Genomic DNA, 26180 nt, shown 5'->3' with positions numbered 1-26180 from the left:
CTGTGCCCAGGGTGCGCGGCAGGGAGTCGCAGAGTCAGGCTGAGGTGCGGCGGTGGATCGACTTGTAGCTCAGGTAGGCGCTGAGCCCCTCGACCCCGTACTCCACGCCCATCCCGGAATCGTGCCTGCCGCCGAACGGCGCGGCGTGGTTGGACCCGAAGAAGTTGATTCCCACGGATCCCGAGTCCACCCGGCGGGCCACCTCCAGCGCCCGGTCCTCATCGCCCCCGAAGACGATCCCGCCCAGGCCGAACTCGGTGTTGTTGGCCAGCGCGATCGCCTCGTCGGCGGACCAGTCAACGCTCGAGGCGCCCACGGCGTCCGGTGAGCCGGGGCTGGAAGGCGACAGGCCGTCGTCGTACTTCAGGATGGAGATCACCGGGCCGAAGATCTCCTCGGCGGAGATCCGCATCTGGGGAAGGACATCGGCGAAGACCGTCGGCTGGATGAACACGCCGTCCTCCAGCCCCCGGCCGAGCGACCCGCCGTCCGCCGCGGCTCCACCGGTCACCGCGCGGGCGCCCTCGGCGTGGGCAGAGTCCACGAACTCCATCACGGTCTCGTACTGGGCGCGGTGCGCGACCGGGCCGAAGACCGTGGCCTCGTCCAGCGGATCGCCCTGCGGTGCCGCGGACACGGTCTCGGCCACCATCCGCACGACCTCCTCGTAGCGGGAGGCCGGGGCGATGATCCGGCTGGAGATGTAGCAGGTCTGGCCGGTGTTGCGCAGGCAGGAGCGGATCAGCACGGAGGACATCGCATCCAGGTCCGCATCCGGCAGCACGATGGCTGAGGACTTGCCGCCCAGCTCCAGGGTCACCGGCCGCAGCAGCTCGCCGCAGGCCGCCGCGATCTTCCGGCCCACCGGGGTGGAGCCGGTGAAGGCGACCTTGTCCACGCCCGGATGCCTCACCAGCGCGTCACCGAAGCGGCCGGGGCCGGTCAGGAAATTCACGACGCCGGCCGGGACGCCTGCCGCGTGCACCGCATCGATCACGAAGCGCAGGGACAACGGGGTGGGGGAGGCCGGCTTGATCACCACGGTGCAGCCGGCCAGCAGGGCCGGGGCCAGCTTGATGACCACCAGGTTGATCGGGAAGTTCCACGGGGCGATCAGCCCGCAGACGCCGATGGGATCCCGGTCCACGAGCGACTCGGCGCCGCCGGCAGGGAACGGCCTGATGTCCTCGCCGTCCAGCCAATCCGCCAGGGAGGCGAAGTAGCGGAAGATGCCGGCCGCGTTGGCGGCGGCCCCGCGGGTCTCCGAGATCGGCGACCCGTTCTCGCGGGTGTTCGTCAGGGCCAGGAGCTCGGACCTCGCCTCGATCTCCTCGGCGATCCGCAGCAGGTACTCGGCACGCTGGGAGGCGGTGAGTGCACCCCAGCCGGACAGCGCCCGGCGGGCCGAGCCGACGGCGACGTCCAGATCCTCGGCGGTGGCGGCGGGGACTGATCCCCACTGCTCCCCGGTGGCCGGGTCCGTGACCGGGTTACGGGTCTCGTCTGTGGCCTTCCGCCAGTCACCGTTGACGTAGAAGTCGTCGACGTGGGTATACGGCAGTTCCAACGCCGCCCGGCGGGCGCGGGCGTCGGGCACGGCGTGACCGGGGGGCGCCACAACGGCGGGGGCGATGTCACTGTGAGTCTGAGGGGTCGGGGTGGTCATCGGATCACCTCGGTGCGCAGCAGGGCGTTGTTGCGTTCGAGGTCCGCCTGCGCCATGCGGACCGCCGCCTCCGTCTGGAGCTCCGGAACGATCTCGTCGGCGAGTCGCTTCATGTAGAAGGCGACGTCCTGGCCGAACCACTCGCAGGACATGGCGATCCCAGCCAGGTCGAAGCGCCACAGTCGGTCGGAATCCCGCACCAGCGCATCCTCCAGGGAGAAGGCCACCTTCCGGGTGTCGTGGCCGTCAATGATATCGCAGACCCGCTCGACGAAGCCGGGGTCATAACCGAGGTCCGGCAGGACGCGGCGTGCCACCTTCATGCCCTCGACCTCGTGCTCGAAGCGGATGACGGCCTGGCGCCAGTCCCCGGCGCCGCGGAATCCCTCGGAGACGATCCGGGACTGGTCCACGTGGGCCCAACCGGTGTCATGCAGGATGATGGCCACCATCACCATCTCGCGATCCGCCTCCGGGTAGGCATCGCACAGCCTCGCGGCGTAGGCGGCCACGATCGGCAGGTGCAGGTCGTTCGCGCGGGAACGGGTCTCCGGCACGATGGCGGACCATAGGGCGTCATGGCCACTCGACGGAGTGAGCGCGATGGGAGAGGTGTCCACCGGCCCCTCGGCTGGCACGGGGAGTCGGGGATGGTCCCGGGCGAATGCCTGGGCGCGCGGATCGGCGGCGTGCGTCGACTGGTCGACCGCCATACGTGAGGTGATCGCCTCCGGCAGGTCGGCGTGGGCCGTGGTGTCTGCGGCGCTGGTCATGCGGCCACCTCCCGGTCCACGGCAAGACCCTTCAACGGGACGGACATATCCCCGGCCTCGCCAGCTTCTTCGGCCGGGATGTTCTGGTTCTTCCCGAGAGCTGTGCGGACGGCCATGAAGTCCAACGGCGCGTTGACGCAGTCGGCGGCGATGATCTGACCCTCCCGGTAGTAGAGCACCGAGAACTTGCCCTTTTCGTCGTCCCGGCGCACCACGGTGGAGTCATAGCCGAGGGTCAGCCCGGCGATTTGGAGCTTGAGGTCCGCCTGATTGGACCAGAACCACGGTATGCCCGCGTACTCCTCACGTTGGCCAGTCAGCGAGTAGGCGGCGATCTTGGCGTGTTCGATCGCATTGTTCACGGACTCCAGCCGGATGCGCTCTCCCTCCGGGGCACCGGGCAGCGGGTTCGGCATGTTGGCCACGTCCCCGACGGCCACGGTGGTGCCGTCCGAGGCCAGTGCGTAGCGGTCCACCACGATCCCGTTGTCCACCTCCAGGCCCATTGACTCGGCGAGCTCCGTGTTCGGGACGACGCCGATGCCGATCAGCACGAGCTGGGCCTTGACCACGGAGCCGTCCGCCAGTTCCACGCCGGAGACGCGGCCTGAGCCGTCATCCACGAAGCGGGTCATCCGGGCGTCCAGGCGGATGTCGATACCGCGAGACCGATGCGACTGCAAGAAGTACTCGGAAGTGTCCTCCCCGACAGCCCGGCCGACCAGGCGTGGACCGTATTCCAGGACGGTGGTCCTCTTGCCCAGGCCATGCAAGGAGCAGGCGGCTTCGAGGCCGATGAACCCGCCGCCGACGACCACCACGTCCTCGAAGTCACCCATCCGGGCCTTCAGGGCCAGGGCGTCGTCCGCGCTGCGCAGGTAGACCACGCCGTCCAGGTCCGAGCCCTCGATCTCGAGGTGGCGGGCCCGCGCACCGACGGCCAAGGCGAGGCGGCGGAACGGGTACTCGGTGCCGTCGGCGGCGAGGGCGGTGCCGGAGCCGTCCGGGCCCTTGGTGATGGAGGTGATCCGCGCCCCCTTGACAAGCTCGATGTCATGCTCGTCCCAGTACTCCTGGGAGCGGAAGATCAGGTTCTCCTTGTCCACCGTGTCCTGGAGGAACTCCTTGGACAGGGCGGGGCGCTGGTACGGGCGGTGGTCCTCCTCGCCCAACAGGGTGATGTGCTCGGTGAAGCCGGTGCCGCGCAGGGAGATGGCCAATTGCACGCCGGCCTGGCTGGCGCCGATGATCAGCAGCCCCGTCTCGGGGCTGTCGGCTCGGGCCACAATGTTCTCGGTGGTCATGGTGCTCCTCGAATCTGACGGGGTTCAGACCTGGGTCTCGGGGGTGGTCACATGAAGGTCCATGTCCTCCGTGACCTTGATCTGGCAGGACAGGCGTGAGCAGTCCTCGCGGTCCACGGTGGTGCCGTAGAGCATCTCGTCCTCCATCTCGGACATCTCCGGCAGAGACACGGCCTCGTCCTCGCGGACGAAGACGTGGCAGGTGGCGCAGGACAGCGAGCCGCCGCATTCGGCGACGATGCCCGGTACGCCGTTGCGCACGGCGGTCTCCATGACGGAATCACCTGGGTTGGCGTTGATGTCGAGAGTGGTGCCCTCGTGGTCGGTGTAGTGGATGGTAGGCATGTGGTCCTCCTGGGAAGTGGTCAGATGAACTGTCGTCCGCCATCGACGACTAGGGTCTGGCCGGTGATGTAGCCGGCACCGGGGGAGGCCAGGAACAAGGCAGCGCCCACTATGTCCCCGGGGTGGCTGGCCCGCTTGATGGAGCCGCGGTCCACGCCGTATGTCTCAGCGTTCTCCATGTGGCCGTAACTGGCCTCGGTGAGCGTGAACCCCGGGGCCAGGGCATTGACGGTGATGTTCCGGTTCCCGAGCTCCTTGGCCAGGACCCTCGTCAAGGCCACCACGCCTCCCTTGGAAGCCACATAGTGGGCCCATTCGGCGGAACCGGAGAAGATGGTGGCGCTGGCGAGGTTCACCACGCGTCCGCCGTCCGGCAGGTAGGGGCTGACGGCCCGGGTGACGAGCCAAGGGCCCTTGAGATTGACGCCCATGACCTGGTCCCATTCGGCCGGGTCGATGTCCTCGAACGGCGACCGGTTGATGGTGGCGTAGATGGCCGCGTTGTTGACGACCACGTCGATGGCTCCGTTCCCGAAGTCGGCCACCTGGGCGGCGAGCTCGGTGACGGATGACAGATCGGTGACGTCGACCCGGAAGGCACGGGCGTCGGTGCCAGAGGAGCGGATGGCCTCGGCTGTCGCCTCGGCCCCCTCGAGGTTGATGTCCGCGACGGCGATGCGCTCGCCCTCCGCGGCGAAGCCCTCGGCGAAGGACCGCCCGAGGCCGCCGGCGGCGCCGGTGACGAGTACGGTGCGCTCAGACATCGGCGGTGGCCCCCTCCTCGGCGGTCACGGCATGCTGATGACTGTGGGCGCCGGGCCCCTCGACCACGGTCGCGGCGTGGTCTCCGTCCAGGACCAGGACGGTGCCCTTGTTGCCGTCTACGCGCAAACGCTGGCCGGTCTTGATCGTGGTGGAAGCGCTGCCCGTTCCGGTGACGGCGGGCAGCGCATACTCGCGGCAGACGATGGCGGCGTGGCTCATCATGCCACCGATGTCCGTGACGGTGGCCTTGATCTTGCCGAAGATCGGCCCCCAGGACGGTGCGGTCACCGGGGCGACGAGGATCTCGTCCTGCTGGATCTGGGAGAGGTCGTCCGCGTCCATGATGACCCGGGCCACGCCCTCCACGATCCCGGGGGAGGCGGCCATGCCTTTGAGCACGCCGTCTGAGCCCTCCTCGCCGGCACCGAGCCAGGACTCCACCTGCTCGGTGGTGATGCCCCACAGCATGCGGGTGAACGGTTCGGTGATGGCCTCCGGCGGGGTGTTCAGCGCCGGGGCCGGCCGGGCCGTCTTCAGGGCCGAGACCAGGGCGGTCCGCTCGGCGATGATCTCGGGCCAGACGTGGGGGCCGATCGGCCCCTCGGGGTTCCCGACGCCCCAGGATGCGACCAGGTCAAACAAAGCGTCGCGGACCTCGTTGCGGCCCAGGTAGAGCAGATCGTCCTCGTGCTCCCAGAAGCCGTAGCCATGCATGGTCCGGGACAACTCCCGGACCTTGCGCCAGAAGACGCCCATGGTCCAGTGCTCAATGTAGAAGTTGTGGTTCTCCACGTAGGGGTAGGCGGTGGCCGCCAGTCCGCGCTTGGCGTCGAAGGTGGCCAGCTGTTCGCCGTCCAGCAGTTCGCGGTATTCCTCCACGATCCGATCCTTCTCTGCGATGAGTGCCTCCTTGGGACGCATGATGTCCTGCCCCTCATCCAGGCGGCGGATGTAGTCGGCGATGTAACCGAGCGGAATCTCCAGGTGCTCGTTCCAGTACTTGTCATGCCCGTAGAAGCCGTTGCCCACGGTGAAGTTGAACCAGGGGTCCTGGGCCTCGGCCCAGCGGTCCAGCCATTTCTGGCCGCCGTCGGCTGCGCCAATCGATGCCAAGGTGACATCGACGTCGTCGGGCTTGGCGAAGCGGTCCTGCAGGCCGAGCTCGACCGCCAGGGTGGCGAGCTGCTTGAGCTCGTCGTCCGGGCGAAACAACTCCATGTCCACGCCCTGGACCATGGTCGCGATCGATTGATCCGGGATGCCCGGGAAGATCTCCTTGCAGTAGTTGAAGAAATCCAGGTAGGCGATATAGCCGAGGTTGAGGAACTCGAAGTGGTACTGCCAGTTCTGGTAGGCCAGCTGGATCAGGCGGTCGTAGTTCTCCAGCAACACCTCGGAGCCGTCCGTGCCCTTTCCGGAGATGATGTCCTCCATGGGGACCATGTCCGGCAGCGGCTTGAACTCCAGCGTCTCCATCTCGTCGATGGTGCCCAGGACCTTGGTCTTCCACTGCTGAAGCAAGGTGTCCCAGTTCTGGAAGTAGTGCCCGACGCGGGCCTGGAACTCGGGCACGCGGGCGGCGATCTCCTCCTCGGGCACCGGCAGGGGGGAGAAGTACAGGTAGCCCAGGTGGATGCGGAAGTCGATGCCCTTGGCCGTGGGGATCATCAGGTGCCGGGCGTTGTACTGGCCCAGGCACTTGGAGGCGAACTCGGTGCCGACGGTTTCGAACGGCTTGAACACGGTGGGCCAATGCTGGGAATCGCAGAACCAGAACTTCTCGTCCTCGATGGCCTTCAGCTTGTCCTGGAAGACGAGATAGTAGGGGTATAGCTTCTCCCAGCCCTCGGCGCCTTCGGGCACCGGCAGCTCGGACGGCTTGGGGAACGACTTAGCGGACATGGTGTCTCCAATGCGTTGGCCACCCGGAACGGTTCCGGGGGTGTGGAGTGAAGCGGAGCAGCGGCTCGGGTGGTGGGGGCGTAGCGGCCCTACCGGCCCGTGCCCATGAGGGACTGGGTGATGGAACCGAGGTCGAAGGCCCCGGTGGCCGGGTTCTTCGGCTGGGACGAAGCCGTCGGCTGCTGTCCGGCGGTGCCGTTCGAGTGCACGGTCTCAGGCCGGGACTGCAGCAGCAGCAGGTTCTCTCCGTCCGGCAGGTCGGCATCGATAGCCCACTCGATGTCCTGTGGGCACTTGTAGTGTTTCTCGGCCCGCTTCGCCATCTTCGCCACCTGCGTCAGCTCTGCATCCGTCAGGGACCGGATCCCGGTCCGGTCGGCCGAGACCTCGCGTTCGACCAGCGTGGCGGAGGCGGCATCGGGAACCAGCTCCGCGTGCTTGTCCCCGATGTGCTCGGAGACCACCTGCAGGGTGATCTTGTCCATGACGATGTTGTCTGGGGTGACCTGACCCGAGACCACCATCTCGCCGACGCCCCAGGAGGAGTCGATGGTGAGCTTGGACCGGTCGCCGTTGGCAGGGTTCATGGTGATGGCGACGCCGGCGACCCTGGCATTCACCATCTTCTGGACCACCACGGCCATGGAGAGACCCTCATTGGGGATGTTGTTCTTCAGGCGGTACGTGATGGCTCGGGAGGTGAACAGGGACGCCCAGCACCGGCGGATGTGCTCTGTCACGGCTGGCAGCCCGGACAGCCACAGGTAGGTGTCCTGCTGCCCCGCGAAGGAGGCGTCCGGCAGGTCCTCTGCGGTGGCCGAAGACCGCACGGCAACCGGGGCCCCGTCTCCGCAGATCTCCATCAGGGCGGTGTAGGCCTCGACGACTGCCCGGCGCGCCGTGTCCGGAACCGGGCGACTGCACAGGTCCTCGCGGATGGCCGCGGAGACGCGGTCCACTTCCTCCACGTTGTCGGCATCAAGGCCGTCCAGCAGTGTGGTGACCTGCTTGGCAATGCCGGCTTCGGCCACGAAGGCGTCATAGCACGCGGTGGTGACCACGAAGCCGGGAGGCACGGGCATGCCTGCAGCGGTCATGGACACCAGGGACGCACCCTTGCCGCCGAGGTTCTCAAGGGCCGGTTCGCGGCCGTCGTCGAAGGTCTGGATGTACTGGATGAGTTCGGGTGACATGGGATTCCTGACGGTTCAGGCGGTCCAGGTGACCGGGACGGTCTCGGGGACGCGGAAGGACAGGTTCTCGCGGAAGGGGATGTCGACGTTGTCGGCGACACGGAGCGAGGGGATGAGGCGGGTGGCCTCCTCCAGGCAGATCTTCGCTTGCAGTTTGGCCAGCTTGTTGCCGAGGCAGTAGTGGATGCCGAAACCGAAGGATAGGTGCTCGCGCGCGTTGGCGCGGGAGATATCGAACTCCTCAGGTTCCTCGAAGTGGCTCAGGTCCCGGTTGGCCGATCCCACGACCAGCAGTAGGCCTTCGCCCTCCTTGATCTCCTGCCCGGCGACCACGGCATCCCGGGTCGCCTTGCGGCGCCAGGCGACGATGGATCCCGCGTAGCGCAGGACCTCCTCGATAGCCCCGGGGATCTTCTTCGGGTCCTCGATGAGAGCCTCCCACTGGTCCCGGTCGGTGGGGAGCAGCCGGAAGCAGTTCGCGATCAGGGTGGTCGTGGTCTCGTGGCCGGCGAACAGCAGGGAGTACAGCAACGAGGCGATCTCGTGGTCAGAGATCTCGGCACCCTCTGCCTGGGCCTTGACGACGTCTGCTGTGAGGTTGTCGCCACCCTGTTCCTTCGCGAGGGCTACCAGGGACTGGCACTCCTGCCAGTACTCCACGAGGTTGTGGGCGTGCGGCACCTGCTCCTCGTCGGAGAGGTTGCCCCAGGTCATGGCCGCGCGGGAATCGCTCCAGCGCTTGTAGTCGTCGATCTTCGCCAGGTCGGCCCCGATCAGGGTGAGGATGGTGATGGTCGGGATCTCGTAGGCCAGGTCTCGGAACATATCCCCGGTGGCACTTTCCCGGGTCAGCATCCCCTCGAGCCGGGACACCACGTTGGCGCGGATCTCGGGCTCCATCACCTTGAACCGGCGCGGTGTGAAGGCCTTCTGCGCGATCGCCCGGATGCGGGTGTGCTCCGGGGGGATGCGGGCTGACAGGCCCGAGTAGGCGGTGAAGCCGCCGTCCTCCATGACCTTCGTGGCCTGTGGGCCACGGGGACGGACGGGGGCCTGGGCGTTCTGCGACGAGAAGGTCTCCCAGTCGTCGAAGACGGCCTTGATGTCATCGTAGCGGGACACCACCCAGAGGTCGGTCCGGTCGTCGTAGAAGATGGGAGCCTCCGCGCGGAGGTTGGCGTAAGCGGGGAAGGGGTCCTTCTGGTCGAAGGGCCGGTAGCCGTGATACTTGGCTGCCTCCTGGCTTCCATCATTGCCGCCGTGGCCGAAGGGGCAGGTCGCCGCGGGTGTCTCGGTGCTGCTGGTCGACTCGGTGGTCATGTCATCTCCTGTCCGTGGCCTACGGAAGGACCACTTCGCGTGGGGGTCTTCATTCCGGGGGCCACCTATGGGGCTGTGACGTGGGTCACGCCAACTGCATGCACACCATCATGGGTCGCGCCCCGCGCCGGTGCCATGATTCTTTTCACTGAGTGGAAACGACTTGGTGGAGTGTGTGGCGCACGGAGCAGGCGGCCTAGAACATGGGCGGACGAGGGGGCGGTGGTGAGACGCCTATGATCCGTGGGCCGCGTCCGGATCCTGGTGTGCCTTGAGCAGGGTCTCCAGGGGAATGGACCTGGTGGCCTCCTCGATCCGTGCGCTGACGGCCTTCAGCACCGGCACGTGCTTGGCCAGGGTGCCCGAGCGCTCCAGAGGGAGTACGACCCCCAGAGCGGCTCCGATCCGCCCCGTGTGGAAGACGGGCACGGCGATCGAACAGGTGTCCGGGTTCTGCTCGCCGTGGGTGACGGCGAAGCCCCGTGCCTTGGTGCGGTCCAGGTCGGCGGCGAGGGCACGCGGTCGGGTGATGGATCGCGGCGTGGAGGGCAGCAGCTCCAGGTCGAGGTAGGCACCGCGGACCCAGGGCTCCTCGAAGGCGAGGATCACCTTGCCGACCGCCGTGGTGTGCATCGGTAGCCGTCCGCCGACCTGGGCAGACTGCGGAACCCTCCGAGTGTCGAAGACTCGCTCGATGTATATCACCTCATCGCCATCCCGAATGGCGATGTGCGAGGTCTCCCGGGTCAGCGAGAAGACATCCTGGACGAACGGTTTGGCCGTGTCCCTCAGCTGGCGCCCGACGTTCTGGGCCATCTCCCACACCCGTAGGCCGAGCTGGTAACGGCCGTTGGCGGTGCGGGAGATGAACTGCCACTCGGTCAGCTCGCCCACCAGCCGGTGGGCCGTGCTGACCGGGACGTCGGCGATCGTGGCGATCTCCGTCAGGGCCAGAGGCCGCTTCTCCGACTCGAAGGCGGTCAGCACGGACAGCAGCTTGTCCGTGACCGACCGCCCGGCCTCGCGGTTGCCCCCGGCCATCAGGTCCGGTTCCGGTGGGCGCGGGCCGCGGCGAGGAACCAATCGACGGAACCGGGATTGGCCAGGGAGCCCCGATTGAGGACATCCTCCGGTGCATGTCCCAGGAAGAGCCGCTTGATGGGAATCTCGATCTTCTTCCCGGCGTGGGTCACCGGCATCTCCGGGGCCTGGATGACCGCGTCCGGCACGTGGCGGGCACTGGTGCGCTCGCGGATGGTGTTCGTGATGCGTTCCGTCAGGCCCTCTGTCAGCTGCTGTCCCTCCTGCAACACCACGAACAGGGGCATGTAGTAGCCGCCGCCGGCCTCCTCGACGCCGATGACCAGCGAGTCCGCCACCTCGGGCACGTGCTGGACGGCCGCGTAGATGTCCGCGCTGCCCAGCCGGACGCCCTGCCGGTTGAGGGTGGCGTCAGACCGGCCGTGCACCACGAAGCCACCCTCGTCAGTCTCGGTGATCCAGTCGCCCTGGGTCCATTCCCCGGGGAACGTCTCGAAGTAGGAGCCGCGATACCGGGAACCGTCCGCATCGCCCCAGAAGGACACGGGCATGGAGGGCATCGGCCGGGAGACCACGAGCTCGCCGACCTCGCCGACGACGGCCGTACCGGATTCATCCCGGGCGCTCACGGCCACGCCGAGCAGGGGGGCCTGGAGGTGGCCGAGGTACACGGGCTCCAGCGGATTGGAACCGATGAAGCCGGAGCAGATGTCCGTGCCGCCCGTGTCCGAGCCGAGGTGGACGTCCCGCTTGACCTCATCGTGCACCCACTTCCAGGTGGACTCCGGCAGCGGGGAACCGGTGGACAGGATGGACCGCAGGGTCGAGAGGTCACAGTCCCGTCCAGGGTGGACCCCGGCATTCTGCGCCAGTGTCAGGTAGGCCGCACCGGTGGCGAACATGGTGGCACCGGTGCTGGCCAGGATCTCGAACTGGTGGTCCTTGCGCCCGTAGGTGGGGGATCCGGGATAGGTCACCACGGAGGCGCCGACCATGAGGTTGTTGACCAGCGTGTTCCACACCATCCAGGAGGTGTTGGCGGCCACGTAGTACAGGTCTCCCGGACCCATGTCCTGGTTCAGCCCGCAGCCCTTCGAGGCCTCAAGGGCCATGCCGCCGTGGCCGTGCACGATCCCCTTGGGGGTTCCTGTGGTCCCCGAGGAGAACAGGACCCACAGGGGGTGGTCGAAGGGCAGTCGCGTGAAGGCCGGATCCACCGCGTCCGCCGTGATCGCCGCCGAGTCCTGGTGCCCGAAGCCGACCCGCTCGGAGAGCAGCTCCGGATCGAGCTTCTTCACGAGGATCGTGTGCTTCAGCGTGGGCAATCCGGCACGGATCTCCGCGAGCTGGTGCAGTCGAGGGTAGTCCTTCCCGTTGAAGCGGTAGCCGTCGGTGCCGATCAACACGGTCGGTTCCAGCTGGACCAGCCGGTCCAGGGTGGCCTGGGCGGAGAGGTCCGGGGAGTTGATGGTCCACACCGCCCCGATGGACGCCGAGGCGAGGAGGCCGACGATGGCCTCCGGGATGTTGGGCAGGACCGCGGCAACGCGGTCACCCGGCTGGACGCCGACGTCGCGCAGGTGCCGGGCCAGGGCACCCACCCGCCCGGAGAGCTGTGTCCAGGTGATGTCCCGGCGGGAGCCGTCCTCGTCCACGTCGACGATCGCGGGGGTGTCCGCCAGGTCCGGGTCCAGGGCATGGCGCAGGACGTTCTCGGCGAAGTTCAGCCGGGCCCGGGGGTACCAGACGGCTCCGGGCATCTTCTCCTCCGCGAGCGCCGGGCCGTCGAAACCGTCGCCGAGGATCCCGAAGTACTCGCGCACCGTATCCCAGAAGTCGGACAACTCGGTGACCGACCAGGTCCAGACCTCGCGGTAGTCCGCGAGGCACACTCCATGCCGGTCTCCGGCCCAGCGCATGAAGTCGGCCAGCCGGGATCCGGCAGCCTGTTCGGGGGTCGGACGCCAGGTGACGGGGGGACGGGCGGCTGCGGTGTTCACGACCCCTCCGTTCCGCTCGGTGCGGCCGTGGCGTCCACGGCACCCGCCGGGTCCCGCAACAGCTCGGACAGCTCCTCCAGCGAATCCAGGACGAGGTCCGGGGTGTGGTCAGCGGCCGCGCTGCGGGCGTCCTCGCGGGAGTTCGTCCCCGTGGTCATCAAGACACCCACGGCGCCGTATTTCCGAGCCATGCCCGCCTCCATGCGCAGGTCGTCGCCGACGATGAGCAGCTGCCCAGCACTGGCTCCGGTCTTCCGGCAGATCGCCTGGAAGGCCTCGGCAGAGGGCTTGCCGAGGACCTTGTACGGCCGTCCGGTCACGTGGGTCAGCCCGGCGGCGATGAATCCGGAGACCCCGACGTTGAGGCGTTCGTGGGAGGCGAAGGTCGGGGCCGCGGAGGTCGTGTACAGCTCGGCGCCGGCCAGGACGGCCTCGGCGGCCGCCACGATCTTCGATCGACCGAACTCCGTGTCCCAACCGACCACCACGGCGGCCACGTCACCGGCTCGTCCGGCGATCGCCTCGTCCACGTCCACCAGGGGGACCCCGCGGGCCGCGAACGGCTCGATGACGCCCTCGCCGCCGAAGACCAGGACCCGGCCGCCCGGGTAGCGGCTGGCCATGGTCTCGGCCGCCACGACGGCCGGGGTCATGACCTGGTCGTCGGCCACGTCCAGGTCGAGGCCGCGCAGGGTCGTGGCGATGGCGGAGGGGGTCTGGAACGAGCCGTTGGTGAAGCACACGAAGTCCCGGCCGGTGGACCGGACGGCCTCCAGGGCTCGGCGGGCGCCCGGCAGGACGGTGCCGCCGTAGCCGCTCGGCTGGTCTGCCAACAGCAGGCAGCCGTCGATGTCGAACATCACCCCGCGTGCGGCAGCGATGCGGTCGGTCAGCGGCCGGTCCAGGGTGGGCGGGGCGGCGGTGGCAGCCGTGGTCATGTCGGTTCCTGTCGTCTGGGAGGGGGTTTCGGGCGTGGCCATCACGAATCCCCGCTGCCGGCGTTGTCGCGGCGGGTCAGCCGGATGTTCTGATGGCCCCGGCGGATCTGCAGCGACCGCCAGTTCGGCAGCGCGTTGACCGCACGGATGGCGTCCCCGAGGTTGTTCACCGGGCCGGGGGTGGTGCCCGTGCCGGAGACGCTCGATCCGTTCCACGCAGGGGCCGGACCGGCAGCGAGGACGGCTTCCAGGACGTCCGGGGCCATCACGAGGCGCAGCAGCAGCTCCTCGTCCTCCACCGTCCGGCCCAGCCTGGCCTCCTGCTCCGCTCGGAGATCCTCGAGCGGCTGGTCATGGACGGGGTCCATGCTGAGCTCCCGGGCGCGGGGGAGGGCATCGACGCGCTCGCGGACCGAGGCGCTGATCTCGCCGACCGGTTCCCCGTAGTGGCCCAGCACGAAGCGGACCACCTCGTCCGGGATGTTGCTGTACCGTTCCCGGCCGGACTTGGCGGCCAGGACGTTCATTAGAGCCTGGCTGCCGACGAACTGGCTGAACGGGGTCACCATGATCGGATAGCCGAGTTCCGCCCGGACCCGGCCGGTCTCGGCGATGACGGCCGGAAGGTCATCCTCGATCCGCAGCTCCCTCAGCTGACGCTTGAGGGTGCCCATCATCCCGCCGGGGACCTGGTGTGCATGCGGGGCCAGGTCGAACGGCATGGTCTGGCCGGCCGGCAGGTCGTTTTCCTCGGAGATGCGCCGGATGGTCGCAGCGGCCCGCTCGACGGCGGCCCGGTCGGCCCGGTAGGGGATGCCCAAGGCGTCGAGGTTGTCCAGGACGGACAGCATCTCCGGCTGGGCGGTGCCGTTGCCGAGTGCACCGATGCCCGTGTGCAGGACGTCGACGCCGAGCTGCGCGGCCCGCATATAGACCTGTGGGGCCTCCCCCGTGGTGCAGTGGCTGTGCAGCTCCAAGGTTTTGTCCCCCACGGCATCGCGTAGGACCGGGATGAGGTGGCCGATGCGGTCGTAGGTCAGCAGTCCGCCGGGGTCCTTGAGGTAGATGGCGTCGATGTTCGGGTCTTCGGCGTAGGCGCGGGCGGCCTGGGCATAGGCATCGTCGGTGTGGACCGGGGACTCGGTGAAGGTCGTCGCGGCCACGATGTACCCGATGCCCTCGTCCTTGGCCCAGGAGGCGATGGTCTTGTTGGCCGCGACGTCGTTCAGGGGGTCGGCGATCTGCAGTCGTCCCAGGCCATGACGGGCCATGAGCCGCATGGACAGGCGCATGACCGTCTCGGAGGCACGGTCCCAGGACATGAACCGCATGCCCGTGGTGATGGCGGACAGGGGAACGCCGCCGGCGACGGCGTGCATGCGGGAGATTCGTTCCCAGGGGTCCTCACGGTGCGTCTTGGAACCCATCAGCAGATTGGTGGAGCTGGTGAAGTCGATGCCCTCGAGCCCGATCTGGGCCAGGTCTGGTCCCAGCGCCTCCACCATGCCGGTGGTCAGGCCTGTGGCGCCCCACAGTGACTGGTTGCCGTCCCGCAAAGAGGTGTCGACGAAGCGGACGGGCGGCCGGGTGGCGGCGGGTGTGCGGCCGATCTCGGGGGTGGTCTCGGGGGTGGCGGTCATCGGTCCGCCTCCTTTCCTGGAGTGGCGGGCGCGGCGGGATCCTGAGCATCTGCGAGGTGCTGTTCCCAGACGGGGCCGAACCAGGTGGTGGGAATGCCTCCGGCCCGGAAATCAGGATGGTTCAGGACGACGTGGTGCAAGGCCAACGTGGTGGAGACCCCCTCGATGTGGGTCCGGCCCACGGCCGAGCTCAAGGCGTCCACTGCGGAGTCCCGGTCATGGGCGCGGACGATCAGCTTGGCCATGAGGCTGTCATAGAAGGGCGGGAACGAATAGTCCTCCTGCAGGTGGGTGTCCACTCGGATCCCGGGGCCCCGCGGCCACGTGATGGTGCCGATGCGGCCCGGGGCCGGACGGAAGTCCTGCAGGGGGTCCTCGGCGTTGATCCGGACCTCGATCGCGGTGGCGGACGGCACCGGGGGGACCTCGGGCAGGCCGGGGTCCCGGCCGAGGGCCAGCAGCAGCTGCGCCGCCACGAGATCCACGCCGAAGGCCTCCTCGGTGACCGGGTGCTCCACCTGGATGCGGGCGTTCACCTCGAGGAAGATCACGTCCTCCGAGCGCGTGTCCACCATGAACTCCACGGTTCCGGCACCGCGGTACCGCAACTGGCGGACCAGGGCCCGGGAGGCATCATGGAGGATCCGGCGCCGGCCCTCCGACAGGCCGGGGGCCGGACACTCCTCGATGAGCTTCTGGTGACGCCGCTGCACTGAGCAGTCGCGGTCACCGAAGATGAGGGCGTTGCCCTCGCCGTCGCCGAAGACCTGCACCTCCACGTGCCGTGCGGCCCCGTAGTAGCGCTCCATGTAGAGCTCACCGTTGCCGAAGGCGGCAGTGGCCTCGGCGGCGGCCTGCGGGGCAAGCGTCAGCAGGGAGTCGACATCGGCTGCCAGGCGGATGCCACGTCCACCGCCGCCGTGGACGGCCTTGACGAGCAGGGGATAGCCGACCTCCTCGCCGAGTGCGCGCAGGTGGTCGGCATCGTGCGGATCGTCGATCGCGGCGGCCACGGCCACCGGGGCGCCCGCCTCGACGGCGACCCGGCGGGCGCTGGACTTGTCGCCGACGGCCCGCAGCGTCTCGGCGCGCGGCCCGGCGAAGGCGATGCCCTCGGACTCCAGCATCTCCGTCAGTTCGGGCTGTTCGCTGAGGAATCCGTAACCGGGGTGGACCACGTCAGCGCCGGTCTGGACGGCGGCCTGGGCTATGAGCTCTGGCCGGAGATAGGATTGGCCGGCTTGGGCCGGGCCGATGACCACGGTCTCATCGGCCAGCTTCGCCCCGAGGGAGTCCCGGTCTGCGGCGCTGACGGCCAGGACGGCGCGGGCTCCGATCCGGTGGGCGGCCTCGATGATGCGGACGGCGATCTCGCCGCGGTTGGCCACGAGTACCGTGGGCACCTCGGCCTCCGGCGCGGGGCTCATGAGTCCTCCGGAGTGATGTACAGCAGGTCTTCACCGAACTCCACGGGCTGGCCGTCCTCGGCGGCGAAGCCGGAGACGGTGCCGGCGACCCCGGCCTGGACCGGGTTCATCAGCTTCATGACCTCGATGATGCCGATGGTGGTCTCCGCCGTGACGCTGTCCCCCTCGGTGACGAACGGCAGGGCGCCGGGGGAGGGGCTGCGGTAGAAGAAGCCGACCATCGGGGACGTCACCGGGGTGCCGTGGGAAGCGGTCGCGGCGGGTTCAGCGGCGGGTTCAGCGGCCGGCGCGGCTGCAGCGGCGGGCGCGGGGGCCGGCGTCGTGGACTGCGGACCTGCCGCGGGGGTCACCGGGGCGGTTGCCGGTTCGGCGAGCGCCCCCCGGGACATCCGCACCGAGATGTCGTCATACTCGACGGCGACGTTGTCGAAGTCGGAGCCGTCGAGCTCGGTGATCAGTTGGACCAGGTCGTCCCAGGAGGGGCGTGGGTTCTCGGTCATGTTTCAGGATCCTTTCGAGGCGGACGAGATCATGCCGAGCAGACCGGCGGTGGCTCTCGTGTCCTTCGTGCGGGCGTTCTGTTCTTCCTTGCGCTTCTTCCAGTTCGTCTCCGGGCGCGACTGCAGGAGCATGACCTGGCTGCTGCCGTCCGGGCGGCGCTCCAGAGCCCATTCGATGTCCTGGGGCTGGCCGTAGTGCTTCTCCACGCGGATGGCGATCTCGGCCAGCTGCAGCACCTCCTGCTCGCTCAGACAAGCCCGGCTGCGTCGCTCCGGGTCGACGTCTCGCAGCTCGATGCCGGTGGCAGCGGCATTGGGGACATACTCGTGGGCTTTGTCCGCGACGCGGGTGTCCCGGATGGTCGGCCCGATCTTGGAGAGCCAGTACTCGTCGGGGGTGACTTCTCCGGAAACCACCGCTTGGCCGAGGCCATAGCTTGCGTTGATGGCGATCACGGAGCGGTCTCCGGTGGTCGGGCTGACGGTGAAGGTCACTCCGGCGACATCGGCATCTGCCATCAACTGCACGGCCACGGAGATGCGGGAGGCCTCAGCGCCCTCAGTGTCCTCCATCCCGGCGCGGTAGGCGATCGCCTGTGGCGTGTACAGACTGGCCCAGCACTCGCGGACCTTCTCCACGACATCCTCGGCGCCGCTGACCCAGAGGAAAGTCTCCTGCTGGCCGGCGAAGCTTGCCGCATCGCCGTCCTCGTCCGTCGCGGAGGACCGGACGGCGACGGGGATGCGTTCCGCCTCGGCACCGGTGAGGCCGCGTAGCTCGGCGGTCTCGGCGGCGAGCGCACGGTAGGCATCGGTGATCTCGCGCTCGAGGGATTCCGGTAGCGGCCGGTGCAGGATGAGCTCCACGGCCCGGTCGTGGGCCTGTTGCAGCTGCTGTGAACCTGCATCTCGGGTGCCCTGCACGAGGTCCTGCAGGTCCCGGCGCAGGCTCGAGGCATCGCGGAAGTCCTCGAAGGCGGCCACGGTGATGGCGAAGCCGTCCGGTACGGGGAGGCCGGCGCTGACCATCTCACCGAGGCTGGCGCACTTGCCGCCCACCGTGTCCCGGTCGGTGGCGCGCAGTTCCCCGAAGGGGCGTACATAGGTGGTCATCGTGCTGCCTCCACTACTTCCTGGTCCTCGGGTGCCGACGGATCATCGAGGATCGTCACGGTTCCGGCGTTGCCGTCCACCCGGATCAGCTGGCCAGTGGTGATGTTGGACGTGCCGAAGCCGACGCCGACGACGGCCGGGAGTTCGTACTCGCGGGAGACGATGGCGGCATGGCACATGATGCCGCCGATGTCCGACACGGCGCCGCGGATGCGGCCGAACACGGTGGTCCAGCTCGGGCTGGTCACGGGGGCGACGAGGATCTCGCCGTCCAGGACCGTGTCCAGCTCGTCCGGGCGCATCACCACTCGGGCGCGGCCCTCGGCGACGCCGGGGGAGCCGGCGAATCCGGTGAGCACGTTCGAACCGGAGCCCCCGCTTTGGGCGTCAAGCCAGCGGTCCACGGTCTCTGGGGTGATGCCCCACAGCATGATGGTCAGGGGTTCGTTGACCTCGCCCGGAACGGGTCCCAGGGCCGGCGGCGGGGACCAGGCGTCGAGGGCCCGGTAGATGTCCCGGCGGCGGGCGATGATCGCCGGCCAGTGGAATCCGCCCTGCGGCCTGCCTCCGGCTCCCCAGGCCATCTGCAGATCGTAGACGGCCTCCTCGACCTCGGCCCGGCGCAGGAAGAAGATGTCCTCGACGTCGTCCCAGAAGCCCCATTCCACGAACTTCGCGCTGAATTCGCGGACCTTGTTCCAGAATCCGGTGAGGAACCAGTGCTCCACGTAGAAGTTGTGGTTCTCCACATAGGGGAAGACCGTGCGGGCCAGGCCGAGCGCCTCGTCGAAGCCGGGCAGGTCCTCCTCGTCCAGGAGGTCACGGTAGTTCTCGGTAATCTGATCTCGCTCCGCCTGGAGGCGATTCAGGGGGCGGGTCAGGTCCTGGCCGGCGCGCAGTTGCCCGATGTAGTCGCCGATGGCCTGCAGGGGCATGGACAGGTCGTCCACCCAGCTGCGGTGGGAGTGGTACATGCCGGAGCCGTACGAGAAGTTGAACCAGGGGTCCTTGGCCTGGTCCAGGGCCGCGAGCCAGGTCCGCCCGGCCTCATCCACCAGGTTCGAACGTAGCTGTTCCTCCGAGGACGAGGCCATGACGGCCTCGGAGACCCCGAGTTCCTCGGCCCGGCGGGCCAGGGCGCGCAGCTCGTCGTCGGGCCGGAACAGGAGCACGTCGATCCCGGAGACCATCCGGGACACCGTCTGGTCGCCGATCTCGGGGAAGTGTTCCTTGCACAGGGTGAGGAACTGCAGGTAGGCGGCATAGCCGAGGTTGAGGAACTCCGAATGCAGGGTCCAGATCTGGTCCCCGGCCTCCAGCAGGCGGTGGTAGCCGGACAGCAGCCGATTGCCCTGGGTGGGGCAGCGGTCCTCCAACACCCTCTCGACGGGTTCGAATTCGCTGAGCTCGGGCACCTCGATCTCGTAGACGCTCTTGATGGCGTCGGTCACCCGGGTCTCCCACTCCGCGTAGAGGCTGTCCCAGTTCTGGAAGTAGTGGCCGGCGCGCCGGGCGAACTCCTCGGCGCGGCGGGCTTGGGTCTCCTCGTCTGGGGCGGGAAGAGCGGACATGTAGGTGTAGCCGTTGATGACCCGCACATCCAAGCCCAAAGCCGGGGGCAGGGCGAAGACACGAGTGTTGGTGACGCCCGTGCCCGTGAAGGATCCGTCGATCACCGCGTGGTCGAAGGGGTAGGAGACCTCCGGGAAGTGCAGCGAGTTCCGGAACCAGGTCTTCTGCGAGTCCTCCTCACGGCGGGCCTCGAGGAACAGGTTGTGATAGGAGTACATCTCCTCCCAGCCCTCGGCTCCCGCCGGCGTCTCGATGCTGTAGGGATCGGGGAAGGTGCGTTCGCTGGCGGGTGCCGCCGGGTCGATGGCCATGGTTGCTCCTGAGGAAGGATGGGACTTTTCGTGTCTCCACGAGCATGGGAGAAGGTGACGGGGATCACGAGCTTGCTTTCCACTGAGTGAAAAAGAGATCATGGATCGAGCCCACGGAGGGATGCTCATGAGCGCTGCCGGAACGCCAATGCCGGAAGTCGGGAAGACCACCGTCCCCGCCGGGGGCAGGTCCGTGGCGGAGCGTGTCTTCATGGTGTTGCTGGCCTTCGGGCCCCAGCATCGCCTGATGACGCAGTCCGAGATCGCCCGGCGCATCGACCTGCCGGTGGCCACGGTGCATCGGATGCTGCACAAACTGGAAGGAATGGGTGCCGTCGAGCGGAACGCCGACGGGCGCTACGGGATCGGCCCCTTGATGTGGCGGATGGGCATCCTGGCTCCCACCCACGATGTCATCGGGCGGGGCGGGCGCCCCTTGCTGATGTCCCTGAGTGCCCGGAGCGCTGCGGACGTGAGGGTGCTCAGCTATTTCGACGAGGCCGCCCTGTGCGTGGATGAGATCCACCAGACCTCCCTGTCCGCCGACTCCGGCCTCGGGGAGATGCACCCGCTGCACGCCAGCGCCGGGGGCATCGCCGTGGCCGCTCAACTGACCCCGGAGGACCGGCAGCGGCTACGGTTGACCCGGCCGGTCTTCGAGGACCTCGAGCGTTCGGTCGCCCTCGCCGGGAGGCAGCTGCACGTGGAGGTGCACCGGCCGGCCACCACCGAGCTGGCCGTGGTGCTGAACGTCACGGACCGCCCGCCCATGGCGCTGCAGATCCGCTTTCCCGTGAAGCCCGGAACGGAACGCCGCTCCGCCCAGCGACTGCCGCTTCTGCAGGAGACGGCGCGCTCCTTGACCGCCATCCTCAACGAGAGGCCCCGACCATGACCGCACGAGACGACGCCGAGGGGCTGTCCCCGGTGCCGAAGTCCGTGGTCGCACGGGCCCTGCTGATCCTCGGCCAGTTCAGCGCGACCACGCCGTCCATGACCATCAGCCAGCTGTCCCGCGCCACCGGCCTGCCGGTGGCCACAGTGTTCCGGCTGTTGGGGGAGCTCGAGGCCGGTCACTTCGTCCAGCGCGCCGGCAATGGCCAGTTCCGACTGGGCAACCGGTTGTGGGAGATGGGTCTGCTGACCCCGTTGCACGGTCGGCTGCGGGAGACGGCCCTGCCCTTCCTCCTCAACCTCCAGTACAAGACCCGGGAGACGGTCCAGTTCGCCATCCCCAACGGGGATGCCGCCCTATACATCGAGAAGCTGACACATGAGGAGGCCGTGCCCCATCAGAGCCGCATCGGATCCCCCATGCCGTGGCACGGAACCGGGGTCGGCAAGGTGATGCTGGCGTTCGGTGACGAGGCCACTCGAGACGAGGTCCTGGGCCAGCCCCTGGCCGCCCACACGCCAGACACCCTGGTGGACCCGACAGTCCTGCGGCGCGAACTGCTCGCCATCCGACAGCGGGGGTACTCCACGAGCGCCGGGGAATACGTGGCAGGCTCGACCTCCATTGCCGCACCGGTGATCGTCCACGGAGTGGTGCATGCCGCCGTCGGGATCGTCAACTACCGCATGGATGCGGGCCTTGAGCGCTTCAGCGAACCTCTGCTGCATGCCGCACAGGGCATCTCCCGGAGGCTGGAGGACACGGACGGCCTCATCGGGCAGTAGCCCTCCGCCCGACTGGGGCCGCGGTCAGTCCCCGGAGCCGCCCAGCCCGCCGAGGTCGAAGACCCGGAACACCACGGCATGGTCGGTGCCGGAGCGCACGCCGCCGTCCCGCAGGACCTCCGGGATGAACTCCTCCGGCTTCGGGTGACCGGTGACGTGCTTCAGGTAGGCCTCGTGACGGTTCAGGGAGGCGACGGCGGCGTCCACCGCCGCCTCGTCCACGGCCGCCGCGTGGGTCGGGCGCTCGTGGCCGGCGACCAGCAGGGCGGAGGTGTGCCACTTCTGCAGCCCCTCGTCCTCGGCCAGTTCGCGGAAGACCCAGGGGTTGTCGGCGTCCCGGACCGCGTCCACCACGGCCATCCCCGCGGCGCGGTGGTCGGCCTGGTTCAGCCCGCCGTAGGCCTCGACGTCGAAGTTGGCGGTGACCACCGCGTCCGGGCGGACCGTGCGGATCACGCGGGCGATGTCCCGCCGCAGCCCCAGCCCGTACTCGAGCATCCCGTCCGGGTGGTCCAGGATCAGCAGGTCGCCCACGCCCACCTCGTCACAGGCGTTGCGCTGTTCGGCCGCACGCACCGGCCCGATGACGTCCGGCGGCTCGGCCATGCCGGCCTCGCCCGCGGTGAGCAGCAGATAGGTGACCTCCACGCCCCGGGCGGTCCAGGCCGCCACGGCCGCCGAGGTGCCGTATTCCATGTCATCCGGATGGGCGACCACGCAGAGCACGCGGGACCAGCCGGCGTCAAGCAGCGGGGTGAGCAGCGGTTCGGTGCCGGTCATGACGTTCTCCCGATCTGAGGGGTGCTGTTCCAACCCAGCGTACGTCGGTCGCCGGCCCCTGTCGGCGCCCCGCCGCGAGCCATAGGGTGGCTCTATGAACCACGAGGACACGACCCAGGCCGGGCGGCACGCGCGTTCCATGGCCGGAGCCGACGGCACCATGCCGGCCCAGCAGCAGGAGCCACCCGGGCTGACGGCGCCGATGGACCCCGTGCCGGACCACGGGGAGTCGAGCTGGGTCGGCCGCGGCCGGCTGGAGGGGCTCAAGGCGCTCATCACCGGCGGGGACTCGGGCATCGGCCGGGCCGTGGCGATCGCCTTCGCCCGGGAGGGCGCGGACGTGGCCATCAACTACCTGCCGGAGGAGGCCGAGGACGCCTCGGACACCATCGGCTGGATCGACAAGGCCGGGCGGAACGGCATGGCCGTCCCTGGAGACCTGCGGGACGAGGACGCCTGCCGGCGCATCGCGGAGGAGGCCGTGGCGGGCCTGGGCGGGCTGAACATCCTCGTGAACAACGCCGGCTACCACTGGGCCCGCGGCGAACCCGGGCTCGGCGGGCTGCGCACCGAGGACCTGGACCGCGCGGTGAAGACCAACCTCTACGGAACGCTGTGGTTGAGCCGGGCCTGCCTGCCCCACCTGGGCGCGGGGGACAGCATCATCATCACGACGTCGGTGCAGGCCTACCAGCCCTCCGAGACGATGATCGACTACGCCGCCACCAAGGCGGCCCTGAACAACGTCACGGTGAACCTCGCCGGGGAGTTGGGGCCGCAGGGCATCCGAGTGAACGCGGTGGCCCCGGGGCCGGTGTGGACGCCGTTGCAGCCGGCCACCAAGGAACCGGAGGCGGTCTCGCACATGGGCGCGGACACCCCGTTGGGGCGCATCGGCCAGCCGGCCGAACTAGCCGGCGCGTACGTCTTCCTGGCCAGCCCCGCGGAGGCCAGCTTCGTCTCCGGTTCGGTGCTCGGTGTCACCGGAGGCCTGCCGGTCTTCTGAGATATGGGCGGTAGGGGGTTTCGGCCTCAGCGTCCCAGCACGTGCTGCAGGGCCGCGTCCAATTGAGGGTGACGGAACACGTAACCGCAGTCGAGGGCGCGGTCGGCCCGCGCCTTCTGGTCCGCCTCGACCAGCAGGCGGTTGCCCTCTGAGCCGAGGACCGCCGTGGGTGCAGCCGCCGGCAGGGGGACGGCCGAGGGGCGGCGGAGCACCGTGCCGAGGGTCGCTGCGAAGTCTCGCGACTGCACGGGACGCGGCGCCACGCCGTTGACGGGGCCGTGCACGCGACCGTCCAGGGCGGCGTGGGCGAAGAGCCCCACGATGTCCTCGATCGAGATCCAGCTCTGCCACGGGTTGCGGTCCTTGCCCGTGCCCAGCGGCCCGCCGATCCCGAGCAGGAACAGCGGCAGCACCTGCTGCAGGATGCCGCCGGCGGGCGTCAGGACCAGGCCGGTGCGGATCAGGGCGGTCCGCACCCCGGCCCGCGCGGCCGGGGCGGTGGCCTGCTCCCATTGCCGGCACAGCACGGCCAGGAAGTCCTCGCCGGGCTGATCGGTCTCCCGCAGCCCCTCGCCGTCCTGGCCGGCACCGGCCTCGGCGCCGTAGAAGCCGATCGCCGAGGCGTTGATCAGCGAGCGCTGCCGGCCATCCTCGGCCAGCTCCGCCAGGGTGCGGGCGAGCAGCCCGGTGGCGCTCAGCCGGGACTGCAGCATCTCGTCCCGGTGGGCCTCGGTCAGCCGCCCCCCGATGGTCTCGCCGGAGAGGTTGACCACGGCGTCCACGTCCCGCAGGGCCTCGGCGTCCAGGTGGCCGGCCGCCGGATCCCAGGACACCGTCTCTCCCGAGGAGGTTGCCGTGCCCCGGGACCCGGTGCGCACCAGGCGGATCACCCGGTGGCCGCCCCCGGTCAGCAGGGCGCACAGCTGGCTGCCGATGAGTCCGCTGGCCCCGGAGACGGCGATCGTCAGCGGGCCGTCGGCGTCCGGTGCGGCATGGAGGCCGGCGTGGAAGTCCAGGTCACCGGCGAGCTGGGCGGCCCGGAAGTCGAACTGCCGCGCCAGCTCGTCCTCGAGGCGTTCCTCCGTCCACCGACCAGCCCGGGACCACGCGGCGCCCGTGCGGCGCAGCACGGCGCCTGCGGGCAGCTCGTACTCGATGTGGTCCACCACCACGCAGCCGGGGCGGCCCCCGGCCGTGTCCGCCTCCCCGGGGGCGGCGTCCTCGAAACTGTGCGTGTGGACCCAGGACCTCAGCGGTCCGGAGGACATCTCGTCCCGGAACATGCGGCCCGGTTCCAGGGCCGTGTGCAGTGAGGTCCACGGGGCCTCGGGGGCGAACCACTGGGGCAGTCGGAACGGTAGGACCGTCTTGGCCAGTCCGGCCGCGGACTCCAGTCCCAGGCCCAGCGAACCCGGGGCGCCCACCCCCAGCCGGGCGACGGAGCCGACGTCGAGCCCCTCTGGTTCCCGACGCACCGAGCCGGCGAACGGCGGCGTCAGCCGGACCAACGCACCGGGCCGAGAGAACCAGGAGAACACGGTGGAACGGTCGTGGGGCACCAGGGTGCGGCGTTCGAAGACGGGCATGCGCTCACTCTAGCTAGGGTGAGGGCGTGACCACCGAGCAGTTGTCCTCCCGCGGCCCCACGGGACTACTGGGTCTGCTGTGGATCGCCGTGTGGGGCTTCTCCGGCTTCTTCCTCAGCTACTCCACCATGGTGCCGATCAGTCTCGAGCGCGGCTTGAGCGCCGTGACCGGCGGCACCCTGTTGACGATCATGATGCTCAGCGTGATCGTGGTGCAGCCCGCCGCCCCCGTCCTGAGGCAGCGGTGGGGGCCGCGCCGGACCATCGGCACCTCCCTGCTGCTGATGGCCGCCGGGCACGCGGCGAGCCTGCTCATCCCCCATCCCGTGGCGGCACTGCTGACGGCCGGCCTGGCCGTCGGGTGCGGCTTCGGCGTTCTCGTGGTGGTGGCGACGGCGGCCGTCCCCCTGGTCTCGCGACCGGAACGGGCGGGACGCGCCCTGGGCCAATTCGGGGCGGCCACCTCCAGCGCCGCCGCCGTGGGCGCGCCGCTGGGCCTGTGGTTCAGCGGGGTGGTGCCCCTGGAGACCTTCCGGCTCGTGGCCGCAGCCTGCGTGCTGCTCGCGTTCGCCACCCTGCGCGGCGTCCCGGACCGGGTCGCGGAGGTCACCGCCCCCGTCGCTCCCACCACCGCCACCGCAGACGGCGACCCGGGGCCGGAAGGTGCGGCCCGCGCGTCGGGCACGGGGTCCGGTCCGGCGACCAGCCGGTGGTGGGCCGCGCTGGGGCCGGTGCTGGCGCCGTTCCTGGTCAGCATGGCCGCCTACGGGCTGGTGATCGCCTTCGGGCCGGGCGGGGACACCACACACCCGGCCGTGTTCATCGCGACCATGCAGGCGGCCTCCGTGGTCGGGCGGTGGGTCTCGGGGTCGTTGACGGACCGGCTCGATCCCACGGCGGTCTACACGGCCGGGATCTTGATGACGGCGGCCGGCCTGGTGGCCGTGGCCCTCGTGGATCCACCCGGGCTTTTGGCCGCCTGCCTGGTGCTGATGGGCGTGGGGATCGGCACCGTGCAATCCGCCAGCCTGGTCATGGCCTTCGCCCGGGCCAGCAGCCACGGCCGGGCCAGCGTCGGCTGGAACATGAGCTTCGACACCGGGCTGGGCCTGGCGGGCGTGTTCGGCGGCGTGGGGTTCACCTACCTCGGGCCGGGGGTCACGTTTGCCGGAGTGGCCGCACTGATCGTGCTCGCGGGGATCCCGCTCTGGCTGCGCCGTGGGCGGATCCCGGGCACAGGGTGACCAGACCACGTCACTCTGGTGGGGGCAGGGTCACTTCGCGCCTGGAAGGGGACAGGGATGCCGGGCTGTGCCAG

Annotated in this window: 22 protein-coding genes; 4 read left to right on the top strand and 18 right to left on the bottom strand. The window is 69.3% G+C overall.

The window, feature by feature from the left end; all coding sequences use genetic code 11:
- Positions 1-34: 34 nt before the first annotated feature.
- The 16 genes from AB0K08_RS06635 to AB0K08_RS06560 all read right to left on the bottom strand — a co-directional run bounded on the left by AB0K08_RS06635 (position 35) and on the right by AB0K08_RS06560 (position 19810).
- On the bottom strand, positions 35-1666 hold the full coding sequence (locus AB0K08_RS06635) for an aldehyde dehydrogenase family protein (RefSeq protein ID WP_363352741.1): 1632 nt from the start codon (positions 1664-1666) through the stop codon (positions 35-37).
- Entirely contained in the window at positions 1663-2439 is a 777-nt protein-coding gene (locus AB0K08_RS06630) for an HD domain-containing protein (protein ID WP_363352740.1), read from the bottom strand. Before AB0K08_RS06630 ends, AB0K08_RS06635 begins: the two co-directional genes overlap by 4 nt.
- A complete protein-coding gene (locus AB0K08_RS06625) occupies positions 2436-3743 on the bottom strand; it encodes an FAD-dependent oxidoreductase (RefSeq protein ID WP_363352739.1) in 1308 nt (435 codons plus the stop codon). Before AB0K08_RS06625 ends, AB0K08_RS06630 begins: the two co-directional genes overlap by 4 nt.
- Positions 3744-3767: 24 nt before the next feature.
- The gene (locus AB0K08_RS06620; RefSeq protein ID WP_363352738.1) at positions 3768-4088 is read right to left on the bottom strand and encodes a 2Fe-2S iron-sulfur cluster-binding protein; all 321 of its coding nucleotides are present in this window, start codon (positions 4086-4088) and stop codon (positions 3768-3770) included.
- A gap of 20 nt (positions 4089-4108) precedes the next feature.
- The gene (locus AB0K08_RS06615; RefSeq protein WP_363352737.1) at positions 4109-4852 is read right to left on the bottom strand and encodes an SDR family oxidoreductase; all 744 of its coding nucleotides are present in this window, start codon (positions 4850-4852) and stop codon (positions 4109-4111) included.
- Complete coding sequence (locus tag AB0K08_RS06610; protein ID WP_363352736.1) at positions 4845-6755, bottom strand: PEP-utilizing enzyme; 1911 nt, start codon at positions 6753-6755, stop codon at positions 4845-4847. Before AB0K08_RS06610 ends, AB0K08_RS06615 begins: the two co-directional genes overlap by 8 nt.
- Before the next feature lie 89 nt (positions 6756-6844).
- On the bottom strand, positions 6845-7948 hold the full coding sequence (locus tag AB0K08_RS06605; protein ID WP_363352735.1) for a PEP/pyruvate-binding domain-containing protein: 1104 nt from the start codon (positions 7946-7948) through the stop codon (positions 6845-6847).
- Positions 7949-7963: 15 nt separating this feature from the next.
- A complete protein-coding gene (locus AB0K08_RS06600; RefSeq protein WP_363352734.1) occupies positions 7964-9268 on the bottom strand; it encodes a cytochrome P450 in 1305 nt (434 codons plus the stop codon).
- Positions 9269-9502: 234 nt separating this feature from the next.
- Positions 9503-10309 (bottom strand): IclR family transcriptional regulator, encoded by an 807-nt coding sequence (locus AB0K08_RS06595; protein WP_363352733.1) that lies wholly within the window; start codon positions 10307-10309, stop codon positions 9503-9505.
- The gene (locus tag AB0K08_RS06590) at positions 10309-12309 is read right to left on the bottom strand and encodes an acetoacetate--CoA ligase (protein ID WP_363352732.1); all 2001 of its coding nucleotides are present in this window, start codon (positions 12307-12309) and stop codon (positions 10309-10311) included. Before AB0K08_RS06590 ends, AB0K08_RS06595 begins: the two co-directional genes overlap by 1 nt.
- Entirely contained in the window at positions 12306-13247 is a 942-nt protein-coding gene (locus AB0K08_RS06585; RefSeq protein WP_363352731.1) for an HAD hydrolase-like protein, read from the bottom strand. The genes AB0K08_RS06590 and AB0K08_RS06585 overlap by 4 nt, the downstream gene beginning before the upstream one ends.
- Positions 13248-13288: 41 nt before the next feature.
- A complete protein-coding gene (locus AB0K08_RS06580; protein WP_363352730.1) occupies positions 13289-14887 on the bottom strand; it encodes a hypothetical protein in 1599 nt (532 codons plus the stop codon).
- Positions 14884-16314, bottom strand: coding sequence for a biotin carboxylase N-terminal domain-containing protein (locus AB0K08_RS06575; RefSeq protein WP_363352729.1), 1431 nt, complete (start codon positions 16312-16314; stop codon positions 14884-14886). The genes AB0K08_RS06580 and AB0K08_RS06575 overlap by 4 nt, the downstream gene beginning before the upstream one ends.
- Positions 16311-16814 carry an acetyl-CoA carboxylase biotin carboxyl carrier protein gene (gene accB, locus AB0K08_RS06570; protein WP_363352728.1) on the bottom strand — a complete coding sequence of 168 codons (504 nt, stop codon included), beginning with the start codon at positions 16812-16814 and terminating at the stop codon, positions 16311-16313. The genes AB0K08_RS06575 and accB overlap by 4 nt, the downstream gene beginning before the upstream one ends.
- A 3-nt stretch (positions 16815-16817) precedes the next feature.
- Positions 16818-17927 carry a PEP/pyruvate-binding domain-containing protein gene (locus AB0K08_RS06565; RefSeq protein ID WP_363352727.1) on the bottom strand — a complete coding sequence of 370 codons (1110 nt, stop codon included), beginning with the start codon at positions 17925-17927 and terminating at the stop codon, positions 16818-16820.
- The gene (locus AB0K08_RS06560) at positions 17924-19810 is read right to left on the bottom strand and encodes a PEP-utilizing enzyme (protein ID WP_363352726.1); all 1887 of its coding nucleotides are present in this window, start codon (positions 19808-19810) and stop codon (positions 17924-17926) included. The genes AB0K08_RS06565 and AB0K08_RS06560 overlap by 4 nt, the downstream gene beginning before the upstream one ends.
- Before the next feature lie 127 nt (positions 19811-19937).
- On the opposite strand from AB0K08_RS06560, the gene AB0K08_RS06555 reads away from it, so the two are divergent.
- Entirely contained in the window at positions 19938-20705 is a 768-nt protein-coding gene (locus AB0K08_RS06555; RefSeq protein ID WP_363352725.1) for a helix-turn-helix domain-containing protein, read from the top strand.
- On the top strand, positions 20702-21490 hold the full coding sequence (locus AB0K08_RS06550; RefSeq protein WP_363352724.1) for an IclR family transcriptional regulator: 789 nt from the start codon (positions 20702-20704) through the stop codon (positions 21488-21490). The genes AB0K08_RS06555 and AB0K08_RS06550 overlap by 4 nt, the downstream gene beginning before the upstream one ends.
- Before the next feature lie 24 nt (positions 21491-21514).
- On the opposite strand, the gene AB0K08_RS06545 is transcribed toward AB0K08_RS06550, so the two are convergent.
- A complete protein-coding gene (locus AB0K08_RS06545; protein WP_363352723.1) occupies positions 21515-22270 on the bottom strand; it encodes a PIG-L deacetylase family protein in 756 nt (251 codons plus the stop codon).
- Positions 22271-22364: 94 nt separating this feature from the next.
- Here AB0K08_RS06545 and AB0K08_RS06540 point away from each other — a divergent pair, with 94 nt between their 5' ends.
- The gene (locus tag AB0K08_RS06540) at positions 22365-23276 is read left to right on the top strand and encodes an SDR family oxidoreductase (RefSeq protein ID WP_363352722.1); all 912 of its coding nucleotides are present in this window, start codon (positions 22365-22367) and stop codon (positions 23274-23276) included.
- A gap of 26 nt (positions 23277-23302) precedes the next feature.
- On the opposite strand, the gene AB0K08_RS06535 is transcribed toward AB0K08_RS06540, so the two are convergent.
- Positions 23303-24862, bottom strand: a complete 1560-nt coding sequence (locus AB0K08_RS06535) for a TIGR01777 family oxidoreductase (RefSeq protein WP_363352721.1) — start codon at positions 24860-24862, stop codon at positions 23303-23305.
- 26 nt (positions 24863-24888) lie between these two features.
- On the opposite strand from AB0K08_RS06535, the gene AB0K08_RS06530 reads away from it, so the two are divergent.
- On the top strand, positions 24889-26106 hold the full coding sequence (locus AB0K08_RS06530; protein WP_363352720.1) for an MFS transporter: 1218 nt from the start codon (positions 24889-24891) through the stop codon (positions 26104-26106).
- Positions 26107-26180 lie beyond the last annotated feature (74 nt).

Origin of the sequence: Citricoccus sp. NPDC055426 (assembly GCF_040677445.1) — a bacterium.
Classification (GTDB): domain Bacteria; phylum Actinomycetota; class Actinomycetes; order Actinomycetales; family Micrococcaceae; genus Citricoccus.
This window is presented reverse-complemented; position numbering and strand designations above follow the sequence as displayed.